Source organism: Leucobacter sp. cx-42, from assembly GCF_014529985.1.
In the GTDB taxonomy this organism is placed as follows: domain Bacteria; phylum Actinomycetota; class Actinomycetes; order Actinomycetales; family Microbacteriaceae; genus Leucobacter.
The window spans coordinates 301,119-317,832 of the sequence record NZ_JACVMU010000007.1 but is presented as its reverse complement, the minus strand read 5'-3'; the positions used below and the strand labels follow the sequence as shown (position 1 = coordinate 317,832).

Genomic DNA, 16,714 nt, shown 5'->3' with positions numbered 1-16,714 from the left:
ACCACGCATTGGGTTGGCGATGTCGTCGTTGGCACGGTTAATGGTGCCGGACATTAGTGATCTGGTTCTAGCGGCGTGATGACGCGGTTAGATCAGGGTTCCATCCACTCTTTTTGGCCTATAAGCCCCAATTTCGCAGCATGCTGGTGATCCGCCCGTGTAGAGCTCGGTGGGATGTGCGTGCGATGCCCCAGGCCCCGTGTAAGCCCCAGAAGGGGGTCCGGCGTCCGTTGAGGAGGTGGGGGAGACGTTCGTGGCGTAGGGGCGGAGCTGCCATCTGGGCGGGGCTGACTGTGGCAGTTGCGCGCGAGCGGATGGCTCCTGGGTGCCGTGGCTTGGTCGTGTCGGGGTTCTGGTCGAAAGACACGCGGTACGTGCGGTGTAGTGCAGAGCTCGGGTGGTGAATTTTTGAGCTGCTCGCCTGGGGTGTTGAGGCGCGGGAATTGCGAGTGTGAGTGATCCAGATCGTTGAAATTACGCCAAAAACGGGGGCCCGTGTGGAAGTGGTTGGCGCGTTCCTGATGCTGGCGTAGGTGTTGTCGGTGAAGAGCTTCAGCGTAGACCGTTCAGGGCGTGCTGCGGAGTGTGCAAGAATTGATCTGTTGCACAGAAGAGCTTGCTTGGAAACGCAGCACGGCCCCATCGTATAGCGGCCTAGTACTCCGCCCTCTCACGGCGGCAACGCGGGTTCGAATCCCGCTGGGGTCACCAACTAGGCAAAAACCCTCACTCGTTCAGAGTGAGGGTTTTTTGTTGCCTGTTCGGCACGCTGTCCGCGGCTCCACAGTACCTACTCAGAAGCGCCGCGGAGCGCCTCTGTAACGAACTGCGTGATGACAGTCGGGCCGAAGCCCAGTGCGCGGAGTTCATCGACATACGCGGCACTGAGTGAGGCTGCGGTGGCAGCAGCCTGCGGGTCGGCAGGTGCGATGTCGGAGATGAACGTGCCAGCGCGACCACGAGTGATGACGTAGTCATTTGCCTCCAGCTCGCGATAGACGCGAGCAACGGTGTTGGCAGCCATGCCTAATTGCTCCGCGAGTTTGCGTACGGGCGGAAGTCGGTCGCCTGCGGCAAGCTCATGATTCATGATTTGCTCGGCGATCTGGCGTCGAAGCTGCTCATAAGGGGGAACTGCCGATTGGGAGTCAACCGAGAGTGACAGGGTGATATCCATGTGAATCTCCAACGCGGGTAAAACGGTATCGGGCGACAATGCTCGATATCCCTCTATTTTACCGCTTTGCGGAGTGTCGAACGTAGTTATGTGATCTATTGAGTCATTACATGAGGTAGTTAGGGTAGAAGTATGAGTACTCCAAAGACACAGCCAACTGATGCGAACGTCGATGTGTTCCTCGACGCGGTCGAACCAGCGAAGCGGCGGGCAGATGGCCTCGAGCTGGCGCGCATTTTCCGCGAGGAAACTGGCGAGGAACCCGTACTGTGGGGGCCGACCATGATCGGCTACGGCAGCTATCAGTACATCTCTCCGGCGAACCCAGCGACTCGGGGTATCTGGCCAAAGGTCGGGTACTCGCCGCGCAAGGCACAGCTGTCGCTCTACGGACTGAAAGATCTGCCTGCGGGGGAGCAGCTCCTCCCGCAGCTCGGAAAGTACACCGAGGGGCGAGGTTGTGTCTACGTGCGAAAGCTTGAAGACATCGACGAGGGTGTGCTGCGCGAGCTTATTCGGATCGGCGCCAGCCGCGCTGACGACCCCGATCCGCGCGCCTAGGTTTACTCTGCCTTGCCGCCAGCGATCGCATCATCGATGAGACCACGGTATGCATCGGTGGTCTGTGCGGCAACTTCCTTCACCGCAGGGCGTTCGAGACCGGGGAGCGGAAGCATTGCTGCGTCACGGAAGTACGCGAGTTCCTGGATGGACTCTGCGATGTCAGCGAGTGCGCGATGACCGCCGCGCTTCTCTGGCGCAAGTGAGTATGCGTTGGGGTACCACCGGCGGCTGAGTTCCTTGATCGTGGAAACGTCGATGCTGCGGTAGTGCAGGCGCTCCTCGAGCGTGGGCATGTACTTCGCGATGAAGCGACGGTCCATACCGATGGTGTTGCCAGCGACGAGCGGGCGGCGACCCTTGGTAACCAGGCTGTTCACGTACGCGAGCACCTGCTCTTCAGCTTCCGCAACGGTGGCGCCAGCCGCGATCTTCGGCAGGAGGCCCGACTTTTCGTGCATGCCGCGAACGAAATCGTTCATGTGTTCCATGGCTGCTTCGCCCGGGTTGATGATGATCTCGAAGCCCTGTGCGTCAAGCGGCTTCAGATCGAAATCGGTGATGATGAGGGCGATCTCGCAGAGACCATCGAGGTCCGCATCGAGCCCGGTCATTTCGCAATCGATCCAGACGATCTGCTCAGCGGGTGTGTTCGACACGGGTGCCTCCTGTGGACATGCGAGAAAAAAAGTAGCGCGGATTCCTGCAATATGTTGCAGGTCACGAATATCCAGTCTATCTCCGCGGGTATTCTTAGAGGTATGGCTGTTCTTCCCATTACGATCTGCGGCGAGCCCGTATTGCATCACCCGGCTGAGCCGGTGACTGAGTTTGACGCAGATCTGCGCAAGCTCGTCGACGACATGTATGACACAACCGTGGCTGCGCCCGGTGTTGGCCTTGCGGCTCCGCAAGTTGGCGTGAACAAGCGCATCTTCGTGTGGATGTACGAAGATCAGGAAGAGGCCCCCGCGAAGGGCGTCGCGATCAACCCTGAGCTGTGGATCTCTCCACCCGTCCCCGGTATCCCCAGCGAAGACGAGGAGGAAGGCTGCCTTTCGTTCCCCGGCGAGCGTTTCGCGCTTCGCCGCTCGGAGCGCGCGCTGCTCCGTGCACAGGACATCGATGGCAACCCCTTCGAGATCGAAGCCTCGGGGTGGTTCGCTCGAATTCTCCAGCACGAGTTCGACCACCTGAACGGTCTGCTCTACGTTGACCGTCTCCAGCACCCGGAAAATAAGGGCGCTCAGAAGGCTCGCCGCCGCAACGGTTGGGGCCAGCCTGGTCTCACCTGGATGCCAGGCGTCGACGATATCGACGCGTAAGCGATCCGCACAACTGTTTCTTCGTAAGCCCCTCCTCGTGAGGGGCTTACGCGTTTATCGGGTGCGTAGGGTGCGTGAATCGGGCATAGTTGCCCAGTAGACGGCCGCAACTGCTGTGAGCGCTGCGGTTACCGCGAACGCCAAGCCAAAGCCGGCCGCGTCGACGATTGCACCAGCGACGAGCGGGCCGAGCAAGCCGCCAAGGTCGCTCGACATGGAGTAGGTGGAAACGACGGTGCCGCCGCGACGATTGCCGAGCACATCTGCGAGCACTGCCTGCTGGCCAGGGTTGGCGAGGGCGGATCCCAAGCCCGCAACAATCATGATTACGGCGGCCTGCCAGACCTCATGCGCGAGCGGGAACACGAGGTAACTCACCGATACAACGCTGAGACCGATGATCAGGAGCGGTTTGCGGCCGATCGTATCGTTCCAGCGGCCTGAAGGCAGGATGAGGATCGCGTTGCCCGCGGCGTATCCCGCGAGGACCCACGCTGCGAGGGCAGCATCACCGTTAAATACGATCGCCACGAAGAGTGGAATGATCGAGATTCGCACACCGAATGACGTCCAGCCGAAGGCAAACACAGAGACCAGGAGTGCGCGGTAATGCCGGATGCCGAGGGCTTCACGGAGCTGCATTGGCTGATCCGCGCTCTTCTCCTGGACTGTGCCCCCGGTCGCGCGCTTGCTGCGGAGTGCGATGGTGACAATGATCGCCGCAATGACGAGCGTGATGAAGTAGAACACGAAGGGCGCGCGCACGCCGTAGCCAGCGACGACACCGCCAAGGACGGGGCCAAGGAGTCCGCCGAGCAGGAACGATGCCGCGTTGACGCTCGCGACACGGCCGCGGGCATCAGGGGGACTGACCTCCACGAGGAGCGCGGTCGCGGCGATGGTGAACATCGCGGATCCGAGGCCGCCAATGCCCCGCAGCACCATGAAATGCGCGTACGTCTGTGCGAGCGCTGCCGCGCCCGTTGATGCCGCAACGATCAGGATGCCGAGCGTGTACGTGCGTCGCTCACCGAGCTTGACGACGACCCAGCCGGCGAGCGGGGCGCCCACGAGACGCATGAGCGCAAAGGCGCTGACGATCGCCGAGGCCGCAAAGGTCGACACTCCGAACTCGAGCGCAAACTGCGGAATGACCGGAGCCACCACGCCGTACCCAAGCGCGACAGTGAACCCACCCGCGACCAGCGCCCAGACTTCGAACGGCAGCTTGTGCTTCGCGGGTTTCGGCATCCTCCTAGCTTAGCTCTGGGGCGCGGATCACGGCTGCCCCGAGTCAAGACAGTGTGACGCTGTGTGCGCTTCGATGTCGGAGCTGGGTTCGTATAAGCTTGAGTGGTTGCCTCCGTAGCTCAGGGGATAGAGCAAGAGCCTTCTAATCTCTTGGTCGCAGGTTCGAATCCTGCCGGGGGCGCGATCGTGCGGGGCAGGGTGTCAAACACCCTGCCCCGCACCTCTTTACGGACGGGTTGCCTGCGCCTCGTACGTGACCCAGGTCGTGCGCGAGGCAAGTGAGTCGTACAGTGCCTGCGCGGTGTGGTTGTTGTCTGCTGTTTCCCACTGCACGATGTCGCAGCCCTCTGTGCCAGCGAGGTCAGTGAGTGCGCCGATCAGTGCGCGGCCGACGCCCTGTCCGCGAGACGCAGGATCGGTGAAGAGATCGTCAAGGAATACATTCTTGGTGCCGACGTACGGTGAGAAGAAGAATCGGTGGTGTGCGATGCCCTGAATGACGCCGTCGACCGAGGCAACGAGCCCGGAGGTGGGGTGTGCGGGGTCGAGCAGCCAGCCCCACACGCGGTCCAGCACCGCGTCCGAGGGTTCGAGCTTGTAGAAATCACGGTACGCGGCATACAGCTCGCGCCAACGAGGCTCGTCGGCAGCGGTGACGGGGCGAACGGTGACTGCAGATTTGGTGGCCATTACGGGTTCCTCACTGTGGCGCGCCAGGCGGCGCGGGCTTCTGATGATCACTTCCCATCCTGCCCATAACTGGTATGTTTCAAAATGCCACAATTTGCATTTTCGTGCATACCACTTTGAGGAGTTTGGATGGATCCCATGCCGTTCGTGCGGCTCGACCGAAACGGGGCGACTTCGCTGTCTCGGCAGCTCGCAGACCAGATCCGCGCCTCAATTGTCAGTGGACAACTGCACCCGGGGGAGCGCGTGCCAGCGACCCGCAAACTTGCTGAGTCGCTCGGCGTCTCACGCACGGTCGTCGTGAGTGCCTACGATCAGCTGCTGGGCGAGGCCTTTCTCGAGGGCGTCGCAGGGTCTGGCACGCGAGTATCGCGGGAGCTCCCTGACTGGTTGCAATCCCGAACGCACGAGGCCACGCCACCGCCAAGCCTTGCAGCGCAGCAACCGCTCCCGAGTTCTCCGCTCATCGACCTCGCGCCTGGGTATCCCTACGTCGCCCCAGAGCCGCCGCGTGACTGGCTTCGAGCGCTTTCCGCGGCCGCGCACGATGCTTGGGCAGACCCGGCGCCGGCCGCAGCGGGGGCGGGCGAACTGCGTGAGCAGCTCGCCGCGCACGTGCGGTTCTTCCGTGGGGTGCCGTGCAGCGCCGATGACGTCGTGATCACATCGGGAACCTCAGAAGCGCTCCTGCTTGTCGGGTTGACGTTGCGCGCTGTGCAAGGATCCGCGCCCAGAATCGCGGTCGAGACACCTGGCTACCCGGAAGGGCGGCGTGCGCTCGAGCTTGCGGGCGCTGAATGCCGAGCGGTGCCAGTCAGCGCGAACGGCATCGACCTCACGGCGTTGCAGGGCGCGGATCGCGGCCAGTCTCTCGCAGCGGTCATGCTCACCCCGAGTCATCAGTATCCGATGGGAGGGAGGCTCCCCGCCGATGAGCGAATCGCGCTGCTGGAATGGGCGCACGTGCGAGGCGTGACCGTGATCGAAGACGACTACGACAGCGAATTCCGGCATACCGGCCCGGCGCTACCTTCGATGGCGTCGCTTGATGCGCACGGGAGGACGGTCTATATTGCGAGCCTGAACAAGACCTTCCATCCGTCCCTCCGGTGCGGGTTCATTGTACTTCCCGCCGGAGACACGGCATTGCGCACCGCGCTTCTCGCCGCACGAGACAGCGTGGGAGCCACGGTGTCAGCACACACGCAGTTCGCTCTCGCTCGGTTCATCGAAGGCGGCGGGCTGAAGCGTGCCGTGGCACGAAACCGGCGCGAGTATCAGCACCGCCGGTCGCTCCTGCTGGCGCACTTTGCCGCCAGTGGATTGTCAGTTGACGGTGCTGACGGGGGCCTGCATGTGGTCTTGCCGATGCCGGCAATGATTGATGCGCGGGAGCTTGCTGCTGAACTTCGAGCGCGCGGCGTGCACATTGAGCCGCTCGCTGATTTCGTGGTGCTCGCGTGCGATCGTGACGAGGCAAATGGGCTGATCATTGGCTACGGGCAGGAAACCGTTCCGCGCCTCATGCAGGGTCTTGCTCGTATTACCGAGGCGCTGCGGGAGCGGGGTTACCCGGGCTGATTGATGAGCGAGAACGCGGCTCGCTCAACGTAATCGCGAATCGCGGCATCGTGCATCGGCGGCAGCGCTGCAGCGTCGAGTGCCGCGGTCATATGCGTGAGCCAGCGATCGCGCGCGTCTGAATCAATGTGGTACGCGGCATGGCGCATGCGCAGACGCGGGTGGCCCCGCTCTGCCGAGTAGATTGCCGGACCACCCCAGTACTGTTCGAGGAACATACGCAGACGACGGGTCGCGCCATCCCAGTCGTCCTGCGGATACATGGGAGCGAGCACCGGGTCAGCCTTGACGCCCTCGTAGAACTTGCTTGCGATGAGCTCGAAGGTCGCCTCGCCGCCAATTTGCGACCACACCGTGTCGGTGAGCGCAGCACCGTTCTCATCCTTGCGCAGCGTCAGCCGTGGCTGTGCGGGAGTCTGTTCGGTCATGCTTTTCCTCCGAGGGCTGGGGGGAGTTCGTCTGCGAGTTTGATGCCGTGTTCGTTAAAACTGCGGCGGATCGCGGCGCGCAGTGCGCGGCGAATCTCGTCGCGCGCCTCCGGCCTGGTGCGCATCGTGAGGCGCAGGGTTGCACGGTTACCGGACACGCTCTCAAGACCGAGGATCTCGGGGAAGCCGGTAACCTTGCGGCGGTACTGCTCTTGCGCGAGCAAATCTTCTGCGGCGTCGATAGCGACTTCGCCGACGTGCTTGAGGTCTTGATCCGCTTCAACAGTGATGTCGATGACTGCTCGGCCCCAGCCCTGGGAAGCGTTCCCGAGCATGAGGATCTCGCCGTTGCGGATAAACCAGAGTGTGCCGTCGTATGCGCGCACCTGGGTGACTCGAATGCCAACGTCTTCGACGGTACCGGTGACCGCGCCAATGGTGACGGAGTCGCCGACACCGAGCTGATCTTCGAACGCCATGAAGAGACCGTTGAGGATGTCCTTGACGATGTTCTGTGCGCCAAAGGTGAGGCCTGCTGCGACGATGCCCGCTGAAGTGAGCAGCGCCGCCAGGTTGACGCCCATGTTCGCGAGAATCGCGATGAGGGCAAAGACAACGATCGACCACGTGATGACGTGGCGCCCGACCGTGCCGAGGGTGCGGGTCCGCTGCACCGCACGTGCGTTGATGTACGGTGCAGCGGTGAGCTCTGAGGTGGAGTCGACGTCCTGTGCTTTCTTGACCCCCTGCACGATTCGTTGAACCGTGCGGCGCAACGTGAACCGCAAGAGCCAGTTCGCGAAGAGCGCGATGACAATGATCAACAGAATGTTGATCGGTCGCTTAAAGGTCGTATAGAAGTCAGTGAGCGGCGCCGCCACCTCAGAGATGAACATCATTAGGCAGCCGCGTCAGCCTGCTGTGCTGCAAGTGCGCGCACGATGCCCGAGTGGTTCTCGATGATGAGGCGGCGCAGCGCGGGCGCTGCGTCCTCGTTCGCGTCAAGCCAGGCCTGGGTGGCCTGCTCGAGTGCCGCATCGGCGAGGGGCGACGGGAAGAAACCGTCTACGAGTTCTTCAACGATTGCGTAGCTGCGCGAATCCCAGAGTGCGGTGAGCGACGAGAAGTACTGCTCAACGAACGGAGTCAACAGCTCACGATCGTGTGCGCGCAGGAAGCCGAGGCCCGTTGCGCGAACGATTGCGTTCGGCTTGTCCGACTCGACGAAGACCGAATCCCATGCTGCGGACTTTGCCTCAGCAGTCGGGAGCGCTGCGCGCGCGTGTGCAGCCGACTGGTTGCCAGTTGCGGTGCGGTCGTTTGCGAGCGCCTTGTCGATCTCTGCGGCAGTTGCGCGATCACCAGCTGCGAGCGCGATGAGAAGCTCCCAGCCGAGGTCAGTGTCGATGTCGAGCTTCTCGAGCTCGATCTTGCCCTCGAGGAGTGCGAGCACCGAATCGAGCTGATCGTCGGTTGCAGCGAGCTGCGCGAACGACTTCACGAACTGGAACTGTGCGTCAGTGCCGGGCTCTGCGTCGATCGCACGCTGCCACAGGGTGTCAGCGACCTTTTCGAGGGTCTCTGCACGACGTTCAGGAGCGACGTAGCTCGATGCCGAGAGGATGAGCTGGTTCAGCAGGGTGCGCAGGGTCGTCGAGTTGGTCTCACGATCCATGTGCGCGAGCACGATGTCAACGAAACGTGAGGCAGGGAACTCTGCGTCACGGGTTGCGTCCCACAGGGTGCCCCATGCCAGCGCGCGAGCGAGCGAATCGGTGATGTCGCCCAGGCGAGCCGAGACCGTCTCGAGCGAACGCTCGTCGAGGCGAATCTTCGCGTAGGTCAGGTCATCATCGTTGAGGAGCACGAGTGCGGGCTGGGTCTCGCCGATGAGCTCGGTGACCTCGGTGCGCTCACCATCAACGTCGAGCTCGACGCGCTTGGTGCGAACGATCGCTCCGTCCTGCTCCTCGTAGAGGCCAACCGCGATACGGTGGGGGCGAAGCGTGGGGTAATCGGCGTGCGCGGTCTGCTCGATCACGAAGCTCGTGAACTTGCCATCTGCGTCAACCTCAAAGACCGGGCGGAGCGTGTTCACGCCAGCGGTCTCGAGCCACTTCTTGGTCCAGTCAGTGAGGTCGCGGCCGCTCTGTGCCTCAAGCTCGGTCATGAGATCAGGAAGCTCGGTGTTCGAGAACTGGTGCTTCACGAAGTAGTCGTGCACACCGGTCATGAACGGCTTGCGGCCAACCCAGGCAACGAGCTGCTTGAGTACCGAAGCGCCCTTCGCGTAGGTGATGCCGTCAAAGTTGACGAGCACGTCCTGCAGATCACGAATTTCAGCCTTGATCGGGTGCGTCGAAGGCAGCTGATCCTGGCGGTATGCCCACGACTTCTCGCTTGCTGCGAAGGTCGTCCAGCAGTCAGACCACTCGGTTGCCTCAGCGACACCCAGCGTCGACATGTATTCGGCGAACGACTCGTTCAGCCACAGATCGTTCCACCAACGCATGGTGACGAGATCGCCGAACCACATGTGTGCGAGCTCATGCAGAATGGTCACAACGCGGCGCTCACGAATCGCATCGGTCACCTGGCTGCGGAACACGTAGGTTTCGGTGAACGTGACAGCGCCAGCGTTCTCCATTGCGCCCATGTTGTACTCAGGTACGAAGAGCTGATCGTACTTATCGAACGGGTACGGGAAATCGAACTCGTTCTCGAAGAACTCGAAGCCCTCGCGAGTCTTGTCGAAGACGTAGTCTGCGTCCATGTACTCCGAAAGTGAGTGACGGCAGAATACGCCGAGGGGGATGATCCGCCCATCCTTGCTCGTGAGCTCGCTGCGTACCTCGTAGTACGGGCCGGCGATGAGCGCGGTGATGTAGCTCGAGATGACCGGGGTCGGCTCGAACGTCCAGGTAGCGAGCGCCTCGCCACCGAGCACGCCAACGCCCGAGGGCTCAGCAACTGCAACGGGCTCAGGCGTCGGCTGGTTGCTCGTCACCTTCCAGCGTGCGGGAGCCGTGACGGTGAACTGGAAGTTCGCCTTCAGGTCAGGCTGCTCGAACACGGGGTACATGCGACGCGAGTCGGGCACCTCGAACTGCGAGTACAGGTAGACCTCGTTGTCTGCAGGATCAACGAAGCGGTGCAGGCCCTCGCCAGTGTTCATGTAACGCTGGGTCGACTTGATCCGCAAGACGTTTTCAGCAGCAATGCTGGGCAGCTGCACGCGCGAGTCCGCAAACACCTCTGCGGGGTCAAGCGCGACACCGTTCAGCTCAACGAGCTCAACTGACGCTGCAATAAGGTCGATGAACGTCGAAGCACCAGCTTCACCCGTGAATCGAACCGTCGTATCTGACTGGAACGTTTCGTCGCCCGAAGCAAGATGCAGAGCAATTTCGTAGCTCTGGCTCTGTACTACGCGGGCGCGTTCCTGGGCCTCAATACGAGTGAGGTTTTCTCCTGGCACTGTGATCTCCACTCCACGAAAAACAATGTAATTGAGTCAACTGTATTCGCATATCCAATGACCGCGCTGAACGGCCTGCAGAACCGTAGCCATTCTGTGCGGAAAAGACCTGCGCGCACAGGCCGTCCGCAGATAGGGTGAAGCCATGACCGAGCAGACCCCCACCGTAGAGTTTTACTTCGACCCGAGCTGCCCCTGGTGCTGGATGACCAGCCGATGGGTACATGAAGTCTCCGCCGTACGTAACTTCCCCGTGCTGTGGCGCCCCATCAGCCTCGCCATCCTGAACGAGGGCAATGAAGCGCTGCACTCCAGCCCAGAAGCTGCCCCGTACGTTGAAGGCCACCGTCGCGGCAAGCGTTTCGGCCAGATCGCAATTGCGATCGGCGAGACCGCAGGCGACGAAGCCGTCGGCAAGTTCTACACCGAGGTCGGCACCCGCATTCACCCCGGAGCCCGCACCGATGACGACGCGATTGCGCTCGAAGCGCTCGCCGCAGTGGGCCTCCCCGCCGAGTTGGCGGATCGCGCAGACGTCTCCGACGACGCCACCCTCCGCGCGAACACCGACTACGCAATGGCAACCGCCGGCCCCGACGTTGGCGTGCCGATCATCTCGGTCGACGGCAACGCATTCTTTGGCCCGGTGATGACCCCTGCGCCGACCGGCGACGACGCGCTTCGGCTCTGGGACGGCATGGTCATGATGGCGAGCGTGCCCGGTTTCTATGAGCTCAAGCGCGGTCGTACCGCAGGTCCGCAGTTCTAGTTCGGAGCAGGTAAACTAGAGATTATGCGTATTCACGTTGCTACCGACCATGCCGGCCTCGAATTCAGCCAGCAGCTTCAGCAGCACCTGGCAGACCAGGGCCACGAAGTAATTGACCACGGCCCTGAGGCCTACGACGCGCTTGACGACTACCCCTCGTTCTGCATCAACGCGGCACTTGGTGTTGCGCGTGATGAGCGCGACGGCGTGCAGGCGCTCGGCGTTGTGTTCGGCGGTTCGGGCAACGGCGAGCAGATCGCTGCGAACAAGGTTGATGGCATCCGCGCGGCACTCGTGTGGAACGATTCGACTGCTGAACTCGCGCGTGAGCACAACAACGCCAACGTGATCTCGATCGGTGCGCGTCAGCACCCGGTTGAAGACGCGATCCGCTTCATCGACCTCTTCATCGCGACGCCGTTCCCCGGTGATGAGCGCCACGTGCGCCGCATTGGTCAGCTCGGCGAGTACGAGCGCACCGGTCTTATCGCCGGCAAGCAGGTCGATTCGCTCTAGAGAGTTTCTCTCGGAGCTCGCGAAACTAACTCGCGAGGTGGGGTTCCGGGTTCGTGCGCTGCGCGTTCCCGGGCCCCACTTCTTGTATTTGTGAGGTGAAATCCATGCCTGAGGGGCATTCCGTACACCGAATTGCGCGTCAGTTCGGCGTGAACTTTGTCGGTACCGCACCAGAGATTACGAGCCCGCAGGGCCGTTTTGCGCAGGGTGCTGAACTCATTAGTGGCCGCACGATGATTGACGCGCGTGCCGTTGGGAAGCAGATGTTTCTTGAGTTCGAGGGCGGATACTGGCTGCGCGTCCATCTCGGCATCTACGGCGCCTGGGACTTCGCGGGCGAGGTGCGGGTCGACGACTCCATTCAGATTCATGGTCAAACCCCGGGGCATTCGAAGCTTGGCCAAACGGGGGAGCACTCGCGACCGAGCGGCGCACGCCCGGTCGACGCTGACGCTGAAGACTCAGTCACCTCAATCGGCGCGCCCCGCCGCAGTCGCGTGCGCATGGCGGAGAGCGACAAGGCATCTGCCGCATCGTCGGTCTGGCCGCCCGAGCCCGTAGGCCAGGTGCGGGTGCGATTGCTCAATGATCTCGTGTGCGCGGATCTGCGTGGCCCCACCGCCTGCGAAGTCCTCACGCCCGCCGAAGTTGATGCGGTCATCCAGAAGCTCGGCCCCGACCCTGCGAACGCGAACACTCCGCTCGAGAAGGCCCGGTTTGTCGAGCGCGCTGGCAAGAAGAAGACCGCAATCGGCATTGTGCTGATGGATCAGTCGGTCGTCGCTGGCATCGGCAATGTGTACCGTGCCGAGATGCTGTTCCGTGCCGAAATTGATCCGCACACGCCCGCGAACACCATCGACCGCACAGTCCTTGAAGACATGTGGGACGACTGGGCCGCGCTCCTCGAGACCGGCATCACGGTCGGCCAGATGATGACGATCGATGGTCTGCAGGGGGAGGCCTATGAGAAGGCCCTGGTCGAGCGCGATGAGCGCCACTGGGTCTACAAGCTCGAGGGCACTCCGTGTAAGCGCTGTGGGACGAACATCGTGCTCGAAGAGATGGCGAACCGCAAGCTGTATTGGTGCCCCGGCTGCCAGCACTAGCTCTGCCGGAGCCCCACGCATTGAGTCCCGGTAGCAAAACGAGCGTTGGGTACGACGATTCTCAGGGAATACGTCTTACCCAACGCTCGTTTTCTGCGCCTAGCGGTGCGACGAAGCGAGCGCGCGAGCTGCCGTAGACATGCAATCGGCCGTCAATATGCCAGATTCTTCGCTCTGGAGCATATTGACGGCCGAATGCATATCTACGGAGAATGATTCCGCGACGGGAGCCGAGACTCCGCACTGAGCGGCGCCAAGCGTCTACTCGTTAATGTCGACGTTCTTCGTCTCGGGCGTGAAGATCAGCGAGACGAGCGTGATCACCGCAGCAATGGCGAGGTACCAGCCGACATAGACGGGACTGCCGTCTGCGAGGCCCCACAGCCAGACCGCGATAATCGGCGCAAGCGCTGCACCAAGGATCGACGAGACGTTGTACGCAAACGCCGAACCGGTGTAGCGAACGTTCGTCGGGAACATCTCTGGCAGGAACGCGCCCATCGGGCCGAAGGTGAGGCCCATGAGCGTGAAGCCGAGCGCGAGGAAGAACATCACGGCTGCGGTCTCGCCGCCGAGCAGCGGGGCGAACGTGAAGCCGAAGAGGACAATCGCGACGGTCGTCCAAATGAGGGTGCGGCGGCGGCCGAAGCGGTCTGCGAGCGGACCGGAGACCAGCGTGAAGATGCCGAAGAAGACGACACCGAAGACCAGCATGAGAATGAACTGGTTGTAGGAGTAGCCGTGGCCGGCAACGTAGGTCGATGCGTCGAACGGGGTGCCTGCTGCCTCAGCGTTTGCCTGAGCGGTCTCAAGCGTCGGGCGGGTGCCGAAGGTCAGCGTGAACGAAGTCATGAGGTAGAAGAGCACGTAGGTTGCGAGCATCGCGAAGGTCGCGCGCACGAGCGCCTTGCTGTGGTTCTTGAACGCCTCGACGAGCGGCATGCGAATGACCTTGCCGGTCTGCTTCGTGCGTTCGAACGCCTCAGATTCAACGAGCTTCAGGCGAACCCACAGGCCAACGATGACCATGACAGCCGAGAAGAGGAAGGGGATGCGCCAGCCCCAGCTCAGGAATGCCTCAGAAGCAATGCCGGGAGCGGCCGGGTCTGCGAGGGCATTGTTGATCACGAAGAAGAGCATGTTCGCGATGACGAAGCCGAGCGGTGCGCCAAGCTGGGGGAACGTGCCGTACCAGGCGCGCTTGCCCTCGGGTGCGTTCTCAGTGGCGACGAGCGCGGCGCCCGACCACTCACCACCAATAGCGAAGCCCTGCGCGAGGCGCAGGATGAGCAGCAGAACCGCTGCCCAAATGCCGATGTGCTCGTGGGTGGGGAGCAAGCCGATCAGGAACGTCGCGATGCCCATCGTGAGCAGTGACGCGACGAGCGTGGTTTTGCGGCCAAGTCGATCGCCGAGGTGGCCGAAGAAGATTGCGCCAACCGGGCGCGCGAGCATCGCGGCACCGAACGTTGCGAACGAGGCGATGAGTGCGGTGGTCTCGTTGCCCGTGGGGAAGAACAGCACGGGGAAGACGAGTACAGCAGCGGTTGCGTAGACGTAGAAGTCGTAGAACTCAATCGTTGTGCCAATGAGGCTCGCGAGAATCACGCGTGAACGAGAGTTCGCGGGCGCGGCGCCCGAGTTCACAGTTGAGGAAGCTGAAGTAGACAAAATGTCGCTTTCGAAGGATCAGGTATAAGGCCTGAGCCACTCAACTGGGGGTGCTGCTTCGATGACTCAGCGCCGTTGACTGTCGTGACCATAGGTGTTGGTCATCTTGACAGTCTACGCCGATATCGCCCAACTGCTGACACGCGCGGGTGCGTGTGACGAAGAGTGGCCGCAGTTATGGCATAATTGAAGCTTGTGCCACGGCGCGACGCTGCCGCGAGGGTTTCGCATGGTTCGTGATGCACGCAATTACTTTTCAATTTATATTTCAGCGTTCCGGCTTGCGGCGGGCGCAGAGAGAGACAATCATGCAGAAGCTCGACCACGTCGATGCATCGTCGCTCAAGAGCGACATCCCCGCATTCCGCGCCGGTGACACCGTTAAGGTTCACGTGAACATTGTCGAGGGCAACCGTTCGCGTGTTCAGGTGTTCCAGGGTGTTGTTATCTCCCGTCACGGTGATGGCGTCCGCGAGACCTTCACTGTTCGTAAGATCAGCTTCCAGGTAGGCGTGGAGCGTAAGTTCCCCGTTCACTCGCCCGCGATCGAGAAGATCGAGGTCGTCAGCCGCGGTGACGTTCGCCGCGCAAAGCTGTACTACCTCCGGGGCCTCACCGGCAAGAAGGCAAAGATCAAGGAGAAGCGCGACAAGTAATTGTTGCCCTCATGATCTTCTCAGGCTCTCATCTACTCGTAGGTGGGAGCCTGAGGCGTTTCTAAGCAGTCATGCAATACGCTGAGTACATCCCCGCGCGCTGCGGGGATCCGCTAATTTCAGGAGCGATATGAGCGAAACAGCCCGCGGGCGCCGATCCGGTTTTCTTACGTTTATCCGGGACCTGCTCGTCATTATCGTCGTGGCATTCCTGGTGTCGTTCCTGCTGAAGACGTTCCTGGTTCGGAGCTTCTACATTCCATCGCAGTCGATGGAGAACACCTTCCAGATTGACGACCGCATTCTCGTGAACCAGCTGGTTCCGAATGTGCAAGACATCAAGCGCGGCGACATCGTCGTGTTCAGCGACCCGGGAGGGTGGCTGTACCCGCGCGCAAACGAGACGAAGCCGACTGGCGCAGAAAAAGTGCTGCAGGCAGTCGGCCTCGCAGCTGACACGAGCCACGACTATGTGGTCAAGCGTGTCATCGGCGTTGGCGGCGACCGCGTCGCGTGCTGTGACAGCGGCGGCCGCGTGACCGTGAACGGCGTCCCGCTCGACGAGCCGTACATCGTGCTGCCTGAGGGTGAGAAGCGCGCGTCTGCGATTGACTTTGACGTCGTCGTTCCCGAAGGATCGCTCTGGGTGATGGGCGATAACCGTTACGCAAGTAAGGACTCACGCTACAACCAGGATGGCCCGGGGAAGGGCTTTGTGCCTGAGACAGAGGTTGTTGGTCGCGCTTTCCTACTGAACTGGCCGCTCAACCGCCTGAGCTGGCTGTCGAACCCTGAGAACACCTTCGTTGGAGTAGAAGAAGCACGTGACAACTGAGTGTGAGCCGCTGACCTGCAAGGCGCCGCCCGAAAAGGACCCAACGCTCGACATGGAGTGGCAGTGGTTCGACGAAGGCGCAGCACTCGTCATCGGCATCGATGAGGTGGGTCGCGGCGCGATCGCTGGCCCGGTTGCGGTCGGCGCGCACGTGGTCGTGCGCGGCACGGAAACGTTCCCGGAGGGGCTCCGAGACTCCAAGTTGCTGACGGAGAAGCGGCGCGAAAAGATTGCGCCGCTCGTCAGCGAGTGGGGTGCCGGCGCAGTTGGCTACGCGACCGCAGCTGAAATTGACGAGCACGGCATCACCGCGATGCTCGGCGCCGCCGCGCGGCGTGCGTTGCTGCAGCTCCACGAGCAGGGAATCGATGTCACTCGCGCGGTGATTCTCGTCGATGGGTCGCAAGATTGGCTCACGCCGCAGCTCAAGTCCCCGCTCGATGTGCGCACTCGCGTGGGCGCGGATCGCGCTTGCGCGAGCGTTGCAGCAGCCTCCGTGCGCGCGAAGGTGGAGCGCGACGCGCTGATGCGTGAGGCGCACGAACAGCATCCCGGGTATAGCTGGGACACCAATAAAGGGTACGGATCCGCCGCCCACTATGCGGGCTTAGAAGAACACGGCGCAACCGAACTCCACCGCATCACCTGGTTGAAGGAAAAGTAGCCG

Annotated in this window: 17 protein-coding genes and 2 tRNA genes; 11 read left to right on the top strand and 8 right to left on the bottom strand. The window is 62.0% G+C overall.

Annotated features, from left to right (window positions below; genetic code table 11):
- Positions 1 to 635 precede the first annotated feature (635 nt).
- Positions 636 to 711 (top strand) — tRNA-Glu (locus ICM05_RS09060).
- A gap of 79 nt (positions 712 to 790) precedes the next feature.
- Here the strand turns inward: ICM05_RS09060 and ICM05_RS09055 are convergent.
- Entirely contained in the window at positions 791 to 1,177 is a 387-nt protein-coding gene (locus ICM05_RS09055; protein WP_188024229.1) for a GntR family transcriptional regulator, read from the bottom strand.
- Positions 1,178 to 1,309: 132 nt separating this feature from the next.
- On the opposite strand from ICM05_RS09055, the gene ICM05_RS09050 reads away from it, so the two are divergent.
- A complete protein-coding gene (locus ICM05_RS09050) occupies positions 1,310 to 1,738 on the top strand; it encodes a DUF1801 domain-containing protein (RefSeq protein ID WP_188024228.1) in 429 nt (142 codons plus the stop codon).
- Positions 1,739 to 1,740: 2 nt separating this feature from the next.
- Here the strand turns inward: ICM05_RS09050 and orn are convergent, their stop codons facing one another.
- The gene (orn, locus tag ICM05_RS09045) at positions 1,741 to 2,397 is read right to left on the bottom strand and encodes an oligoribonuclease (protein ID WP_353055866.1); all 657 of its coding nucleotides are present in this window, start codon (positions 2,395 to 2,397) and stop codon (positions 1,741 to 1,743) included.
- A gap of 102 nt (positions 2,398 to 2,499) precedes the next feature.
- Here orn and def point away from each other — a divergent pair, with 102 nt between their 5' ends.
- Positions 2,500 to 3,063, top strand: a complete 564-nt coding sequence (gene def, locus ICM05_RS09040; RefSeq protein ID WP_188024226.1) for a peptide deformylase — start codon at positions 2,500 to 2,502, stop codon at positions 3,061 to 3,063.
- A 54-nt stretch (positions 3,064 to 3,117) separates the two neighbouring features.
- Here the strand turns inward: def and ICM05_RS09035 are convergent, their stop codons facing one another.
- The gene (locus ICM05_RS09035) at positions 3,118 to 4,314 is read right to left on the bottom strand and encodes an MFS transporter (protein ID WP_188024225.1); all 1,197 of its coding nucleotides are present in this window, start codon (positions 4,312 to 4,314) and stop codon (positions 3,118 to 3,120) included.
- 108 nt (positions 4,315 to 4,422) lie between these two features.
- Between ICM05_RS09035 and ICM05_RS09030 the strand changes: the two genes are divergently transcribed.
- A tRNA-Arg gene (locus ICM05_RS09030) sits at positions 4,423 to 4,495 on the top strand.
- A 44-nt stretch (positions 4,496 to 4,539) separates the two neighbouring features.
- Here ICM05_RS09030 and ICM05_RS09025 read toward each other — a convergent pair.
- A complete protein-coding gene (locus tag ICM05_RS09025; RefSeq protein WP_188024224.1) occupies positions 4,540 to 5,004 on the bottom strand; it encodes a GNAT family N-acetyltransferase in 465 nt (154 codons plus the stop codon).
- A 129-nt stretch (positions 5,005 to 5,133) separates the two neighbouring features.
- Between ICM05_RS09025 and ICM05_RS09020 the strand changes: the two genes are divergently transcribed.
- Complete coding sequence (locus tag ICM05_RS09020; RefSeq protein ID WP_188024223.1) at positions 5,134 to 6,585, top strand: PLP-dependent aminotransferase family protein; 1,452 nt, start codon at positions 5,134 to 5,136, stop codon at positions 6,583 to 6,585.
- Here the strand turns inward: ICM05_RS09020 and ICM05_RS09015 are convergent.
- From ICM05_RS09015 to pepN, 3 genes are read right to left on the bottom strand one after another with little or no spacing between them, the layout of a single operon-like run.
- Positions 6,573 to 7,013: a globin gene (locus ICM05_RS09015; RefSeq protein WP_188024222.1), complete on the bottom strand. Its 441-nt coding sequence runs from the start codon at positions 7,011 to 7,013 to the stop codon at positions 6,573 to 6,575. The two genes, ICM05_RS09020 and ICM05_RS09015, sit on opposite strands and share 13 nt — an antisense overlap.
- Positions 7,010 to 7,912, bottom strand: coding sequence for a mechanosensitive ion channel family protein (locus ICM05_RS09010; RefSeq protein WP_188024221.1), 903 nt, complete (start codon positions 7,910 to 7,912; stop codon positions 7,010 to 7,012). Before ICM05_RS09010 ends, ICM05_RS09015 begins: the two co-directional genes overlap by 4 nt.
- A complete protein-coding gene (gene pepN / locus ICM05_RS09005; protein WP_188024220.1) occupies positions 7,912 to 10,491 on the bottom strand; it encodes an aminopeptidase N in 2,580 nt (859 codons plus the stop codon). Before pepN ends, ICM05_RS09010 begins: the two co-directional genes overlap by 1 nt.
- A 145-nt stretch (positions 10,492 to 10,636) precedes the next feature.
- On the opposite strand from pepN, the gene ICM05_RS09000 reads away from it, so the two are divergent.
- The 3 genes from ICM05_RS09000 (at position 10,637) to ICM05_RS08990 (ending at position 12,885) form a co-directional block, all read left to right on the top strand.
- A complete protein-coding gene (locus ICM05_RS09000; RefSeq protein ID WP_188024219.1) occupies positions 10,637 to 11,260 on the top strand; it encodes a DsbA family protein in 624 nt (207 codons plus the stop codon).
- Between the two features lie 24 nt (positions 11,261 to 11,284).
- On the top strand, positions 11,285 to 11,776 hold the full coding sequence (locus tag ICM05_RS08995; RefSeq protein ID WP_188024218.1) for a ribose-5-phosphate isomerase: 492 nt from the start codon (positions 11,285 to 11,287) through the stop codon (positions 11,774 to 11,776).
- Between the two features lie 104 nt (positions 11,777 to 11,880).
- Positions 11,881 to 12,885: an Fpg/Nei family DNA glycosylase gene (locus tag ICM05_RS08990; RefSeq protein ID WP_188024217.1), complete on the top strand. Its 1,005-nt coding sequence runs from the start codon at positions 11,881 to 11,883 to the stop codon at positions 12,883 to 12,885.
- Between the two features lie 261 nt (positions 12,886 to 13,146).
- Here the strand turns inward: ICM05_RS08990 and ICM05_RS08985 are convergent, their stop codons facing one another.
- Positions 13,147 to 14,556, bottom strand: a complete 1,410-nt coding sequence (locus tag ICM05_RS08985; protein ID WP_223160392.1) for an MFS transporter — start codon at positions 14,554 to 14,556, stop codon at positions 13,147 to 13,149.
- Between the two features lie 308 nt (positions 14,557 to 14,864).
- On the opposite strand from ICM05_RS08985, the gene rplS reads away from it, so the two are divergent.
- The 3 genes from rplS (at position 14,865) to ICM05_RS08970 (ending at position 16,711) form a co-directional block, all read left to right on the top strand.
- The gene (gene rplS, locus ICM05_RS08980; RefSeq protein WP_188024216.1) at positions 14,865 to 15,212 is read left to right on the top strand and encodes a 50S ribosomal protein L19; all 348 of its coding nucleotides are present in this window, start codon (positions 14,865 to 14,867) and stop codon (positions 15,210 to 15,212) included.
- Positions 15,213 to 15,342: 130 nt separating this feature from the next.
- Positions 15,343 to 16,047 (top strand): signal peptidase I, encoded by a 705-nt coding sequence (gene lepB, locus ICM05_RS08975; RefSeq protein ID WP_188024215.1) that lies wholly within the window; start codon positions 15,343 to 15,345, stop codon positions 16,045 to 16,047.
- 52 nt (positions 16,048 to 16,099) lie between these two features.
- The gene (locus ICM05_RS08970) at positions 16,100 to 16,711 is read left to right on the top strand and encodes a ribonuclease HII (RefSeq protein WP_188024272.1); all 612 of its coding nucleotides are present in this window, start codon (positions 16,100 to 16,102) and stop codon (positions 16,709 to 16,711) included.
- Positions 16,712 to 16,714: the final 3 nt, after the last annotated feature.

What these genes read in the sequence shown, in the direction of transcription:
- ICM05_RS08970 (WP_188024272.1), top strand. Translation starts at nt 16,100, where the DNA reads ATGGAGTGGCAGTGGTTCGACGAAGGCGCAGCACTCGTCATCGGCATC.
- ICM05_RS09000 (WP_188024219.1), top strand. Translation starts at nt 10,637, where the DNA reads ATGACCGAGCAGACCCCCACCGTAGAGTTTTACTTCGACCCGAGCTGC.
- def (WP_188024226.1), top strand. Translation starts at nt 2,500, where the DNA reads ATGGCTGTTCTTCCCATTACGATCTGCGGCGAGCCCGTATTGCATCAC.
- ICM05_RS08990 (WP_188024217.1), top strand. Translation starts at nt 11,881, where the DNA reads ATGCCTGAGGGGCATTCCGTACACCGAATTGCGCGTCAGTTCGGCGTG.
- ICM05_RS09020 (WP_188024223.1), top strand. Translation starts at nt 5,134, where the DNA reads ATGGATCCCATGCCGTTCGTGCGGCTCGACCGAAACGGGGCGACTTCG.
- rplS (WP_188024216.1), top strand. Translation starts at nt 14,865, where the DNA reads ATGCAGAAGCTCGACCACGTCGATGCATCGTCGCTCAAGAGCGACATC.
- ICM05_RS09050 (WP_188024228.1), top strand. Translation starts at nt 1,310, where the DNA reads ATGAGTACTCCAAAGACACAGCCAACTGATGCGAACGTCGATGTGTTC.
- ICM05_RS08995 (WP_188024218.1), top strand. Translation starts at nt 11,285, where the DNA reads ATGCGTATTCACGTTGCTACCGACCATGCCGGCCTCGAATTCAGCCAG.
- ICM05_RS09015 (WP_188024222.1), bottom strand. Translation starts at nt 7,013, where the DNA reads ATGACCGAACAGACTCCCGCACAGCCACGGCTGACGCTGCGCAAGGAT.
- lepB (WP_188024215.1), top strand. Translation starts at nt 15,343, where the DNA reads ATGAGCGAAACAGCCCGCGGGCGCCGATCCGGTTTTCTTACGTTTATC.
- ICM05_RS09025 (WP_188024224.1), bottom strand. Translation starts at nt 5,004, where the DNA reads ATGGCCACCAAATCTGCAGTCACCGTTCGCCCCGTCACCGCTGCCGAC.
- ICM05_RS09055 (WP_188024229.1), bottom strand. Translation starts at nt 1,177, where the DNA reads ATGGATATCACCCTGTCACTCTCGGTTGACTCCCAATCGGCAGTTCCC.
- ICM05_RS09010 (WP_188024221.1), bottom strand. Translation starts at nt 7,912, where the DNA reads ATGATGTTCATCTCTGAGGTGGCGGCGCCGCTCACTGACTTCTATACG.
- ICM05_RS09035 (WP_188024225.1), bottom strand. Translation starts at nt 4,314, where the DNA reads ATGCCGAAACCCGCGAAGCACAAGCTGCCGTTCGAAGTCTGGGCGCTG.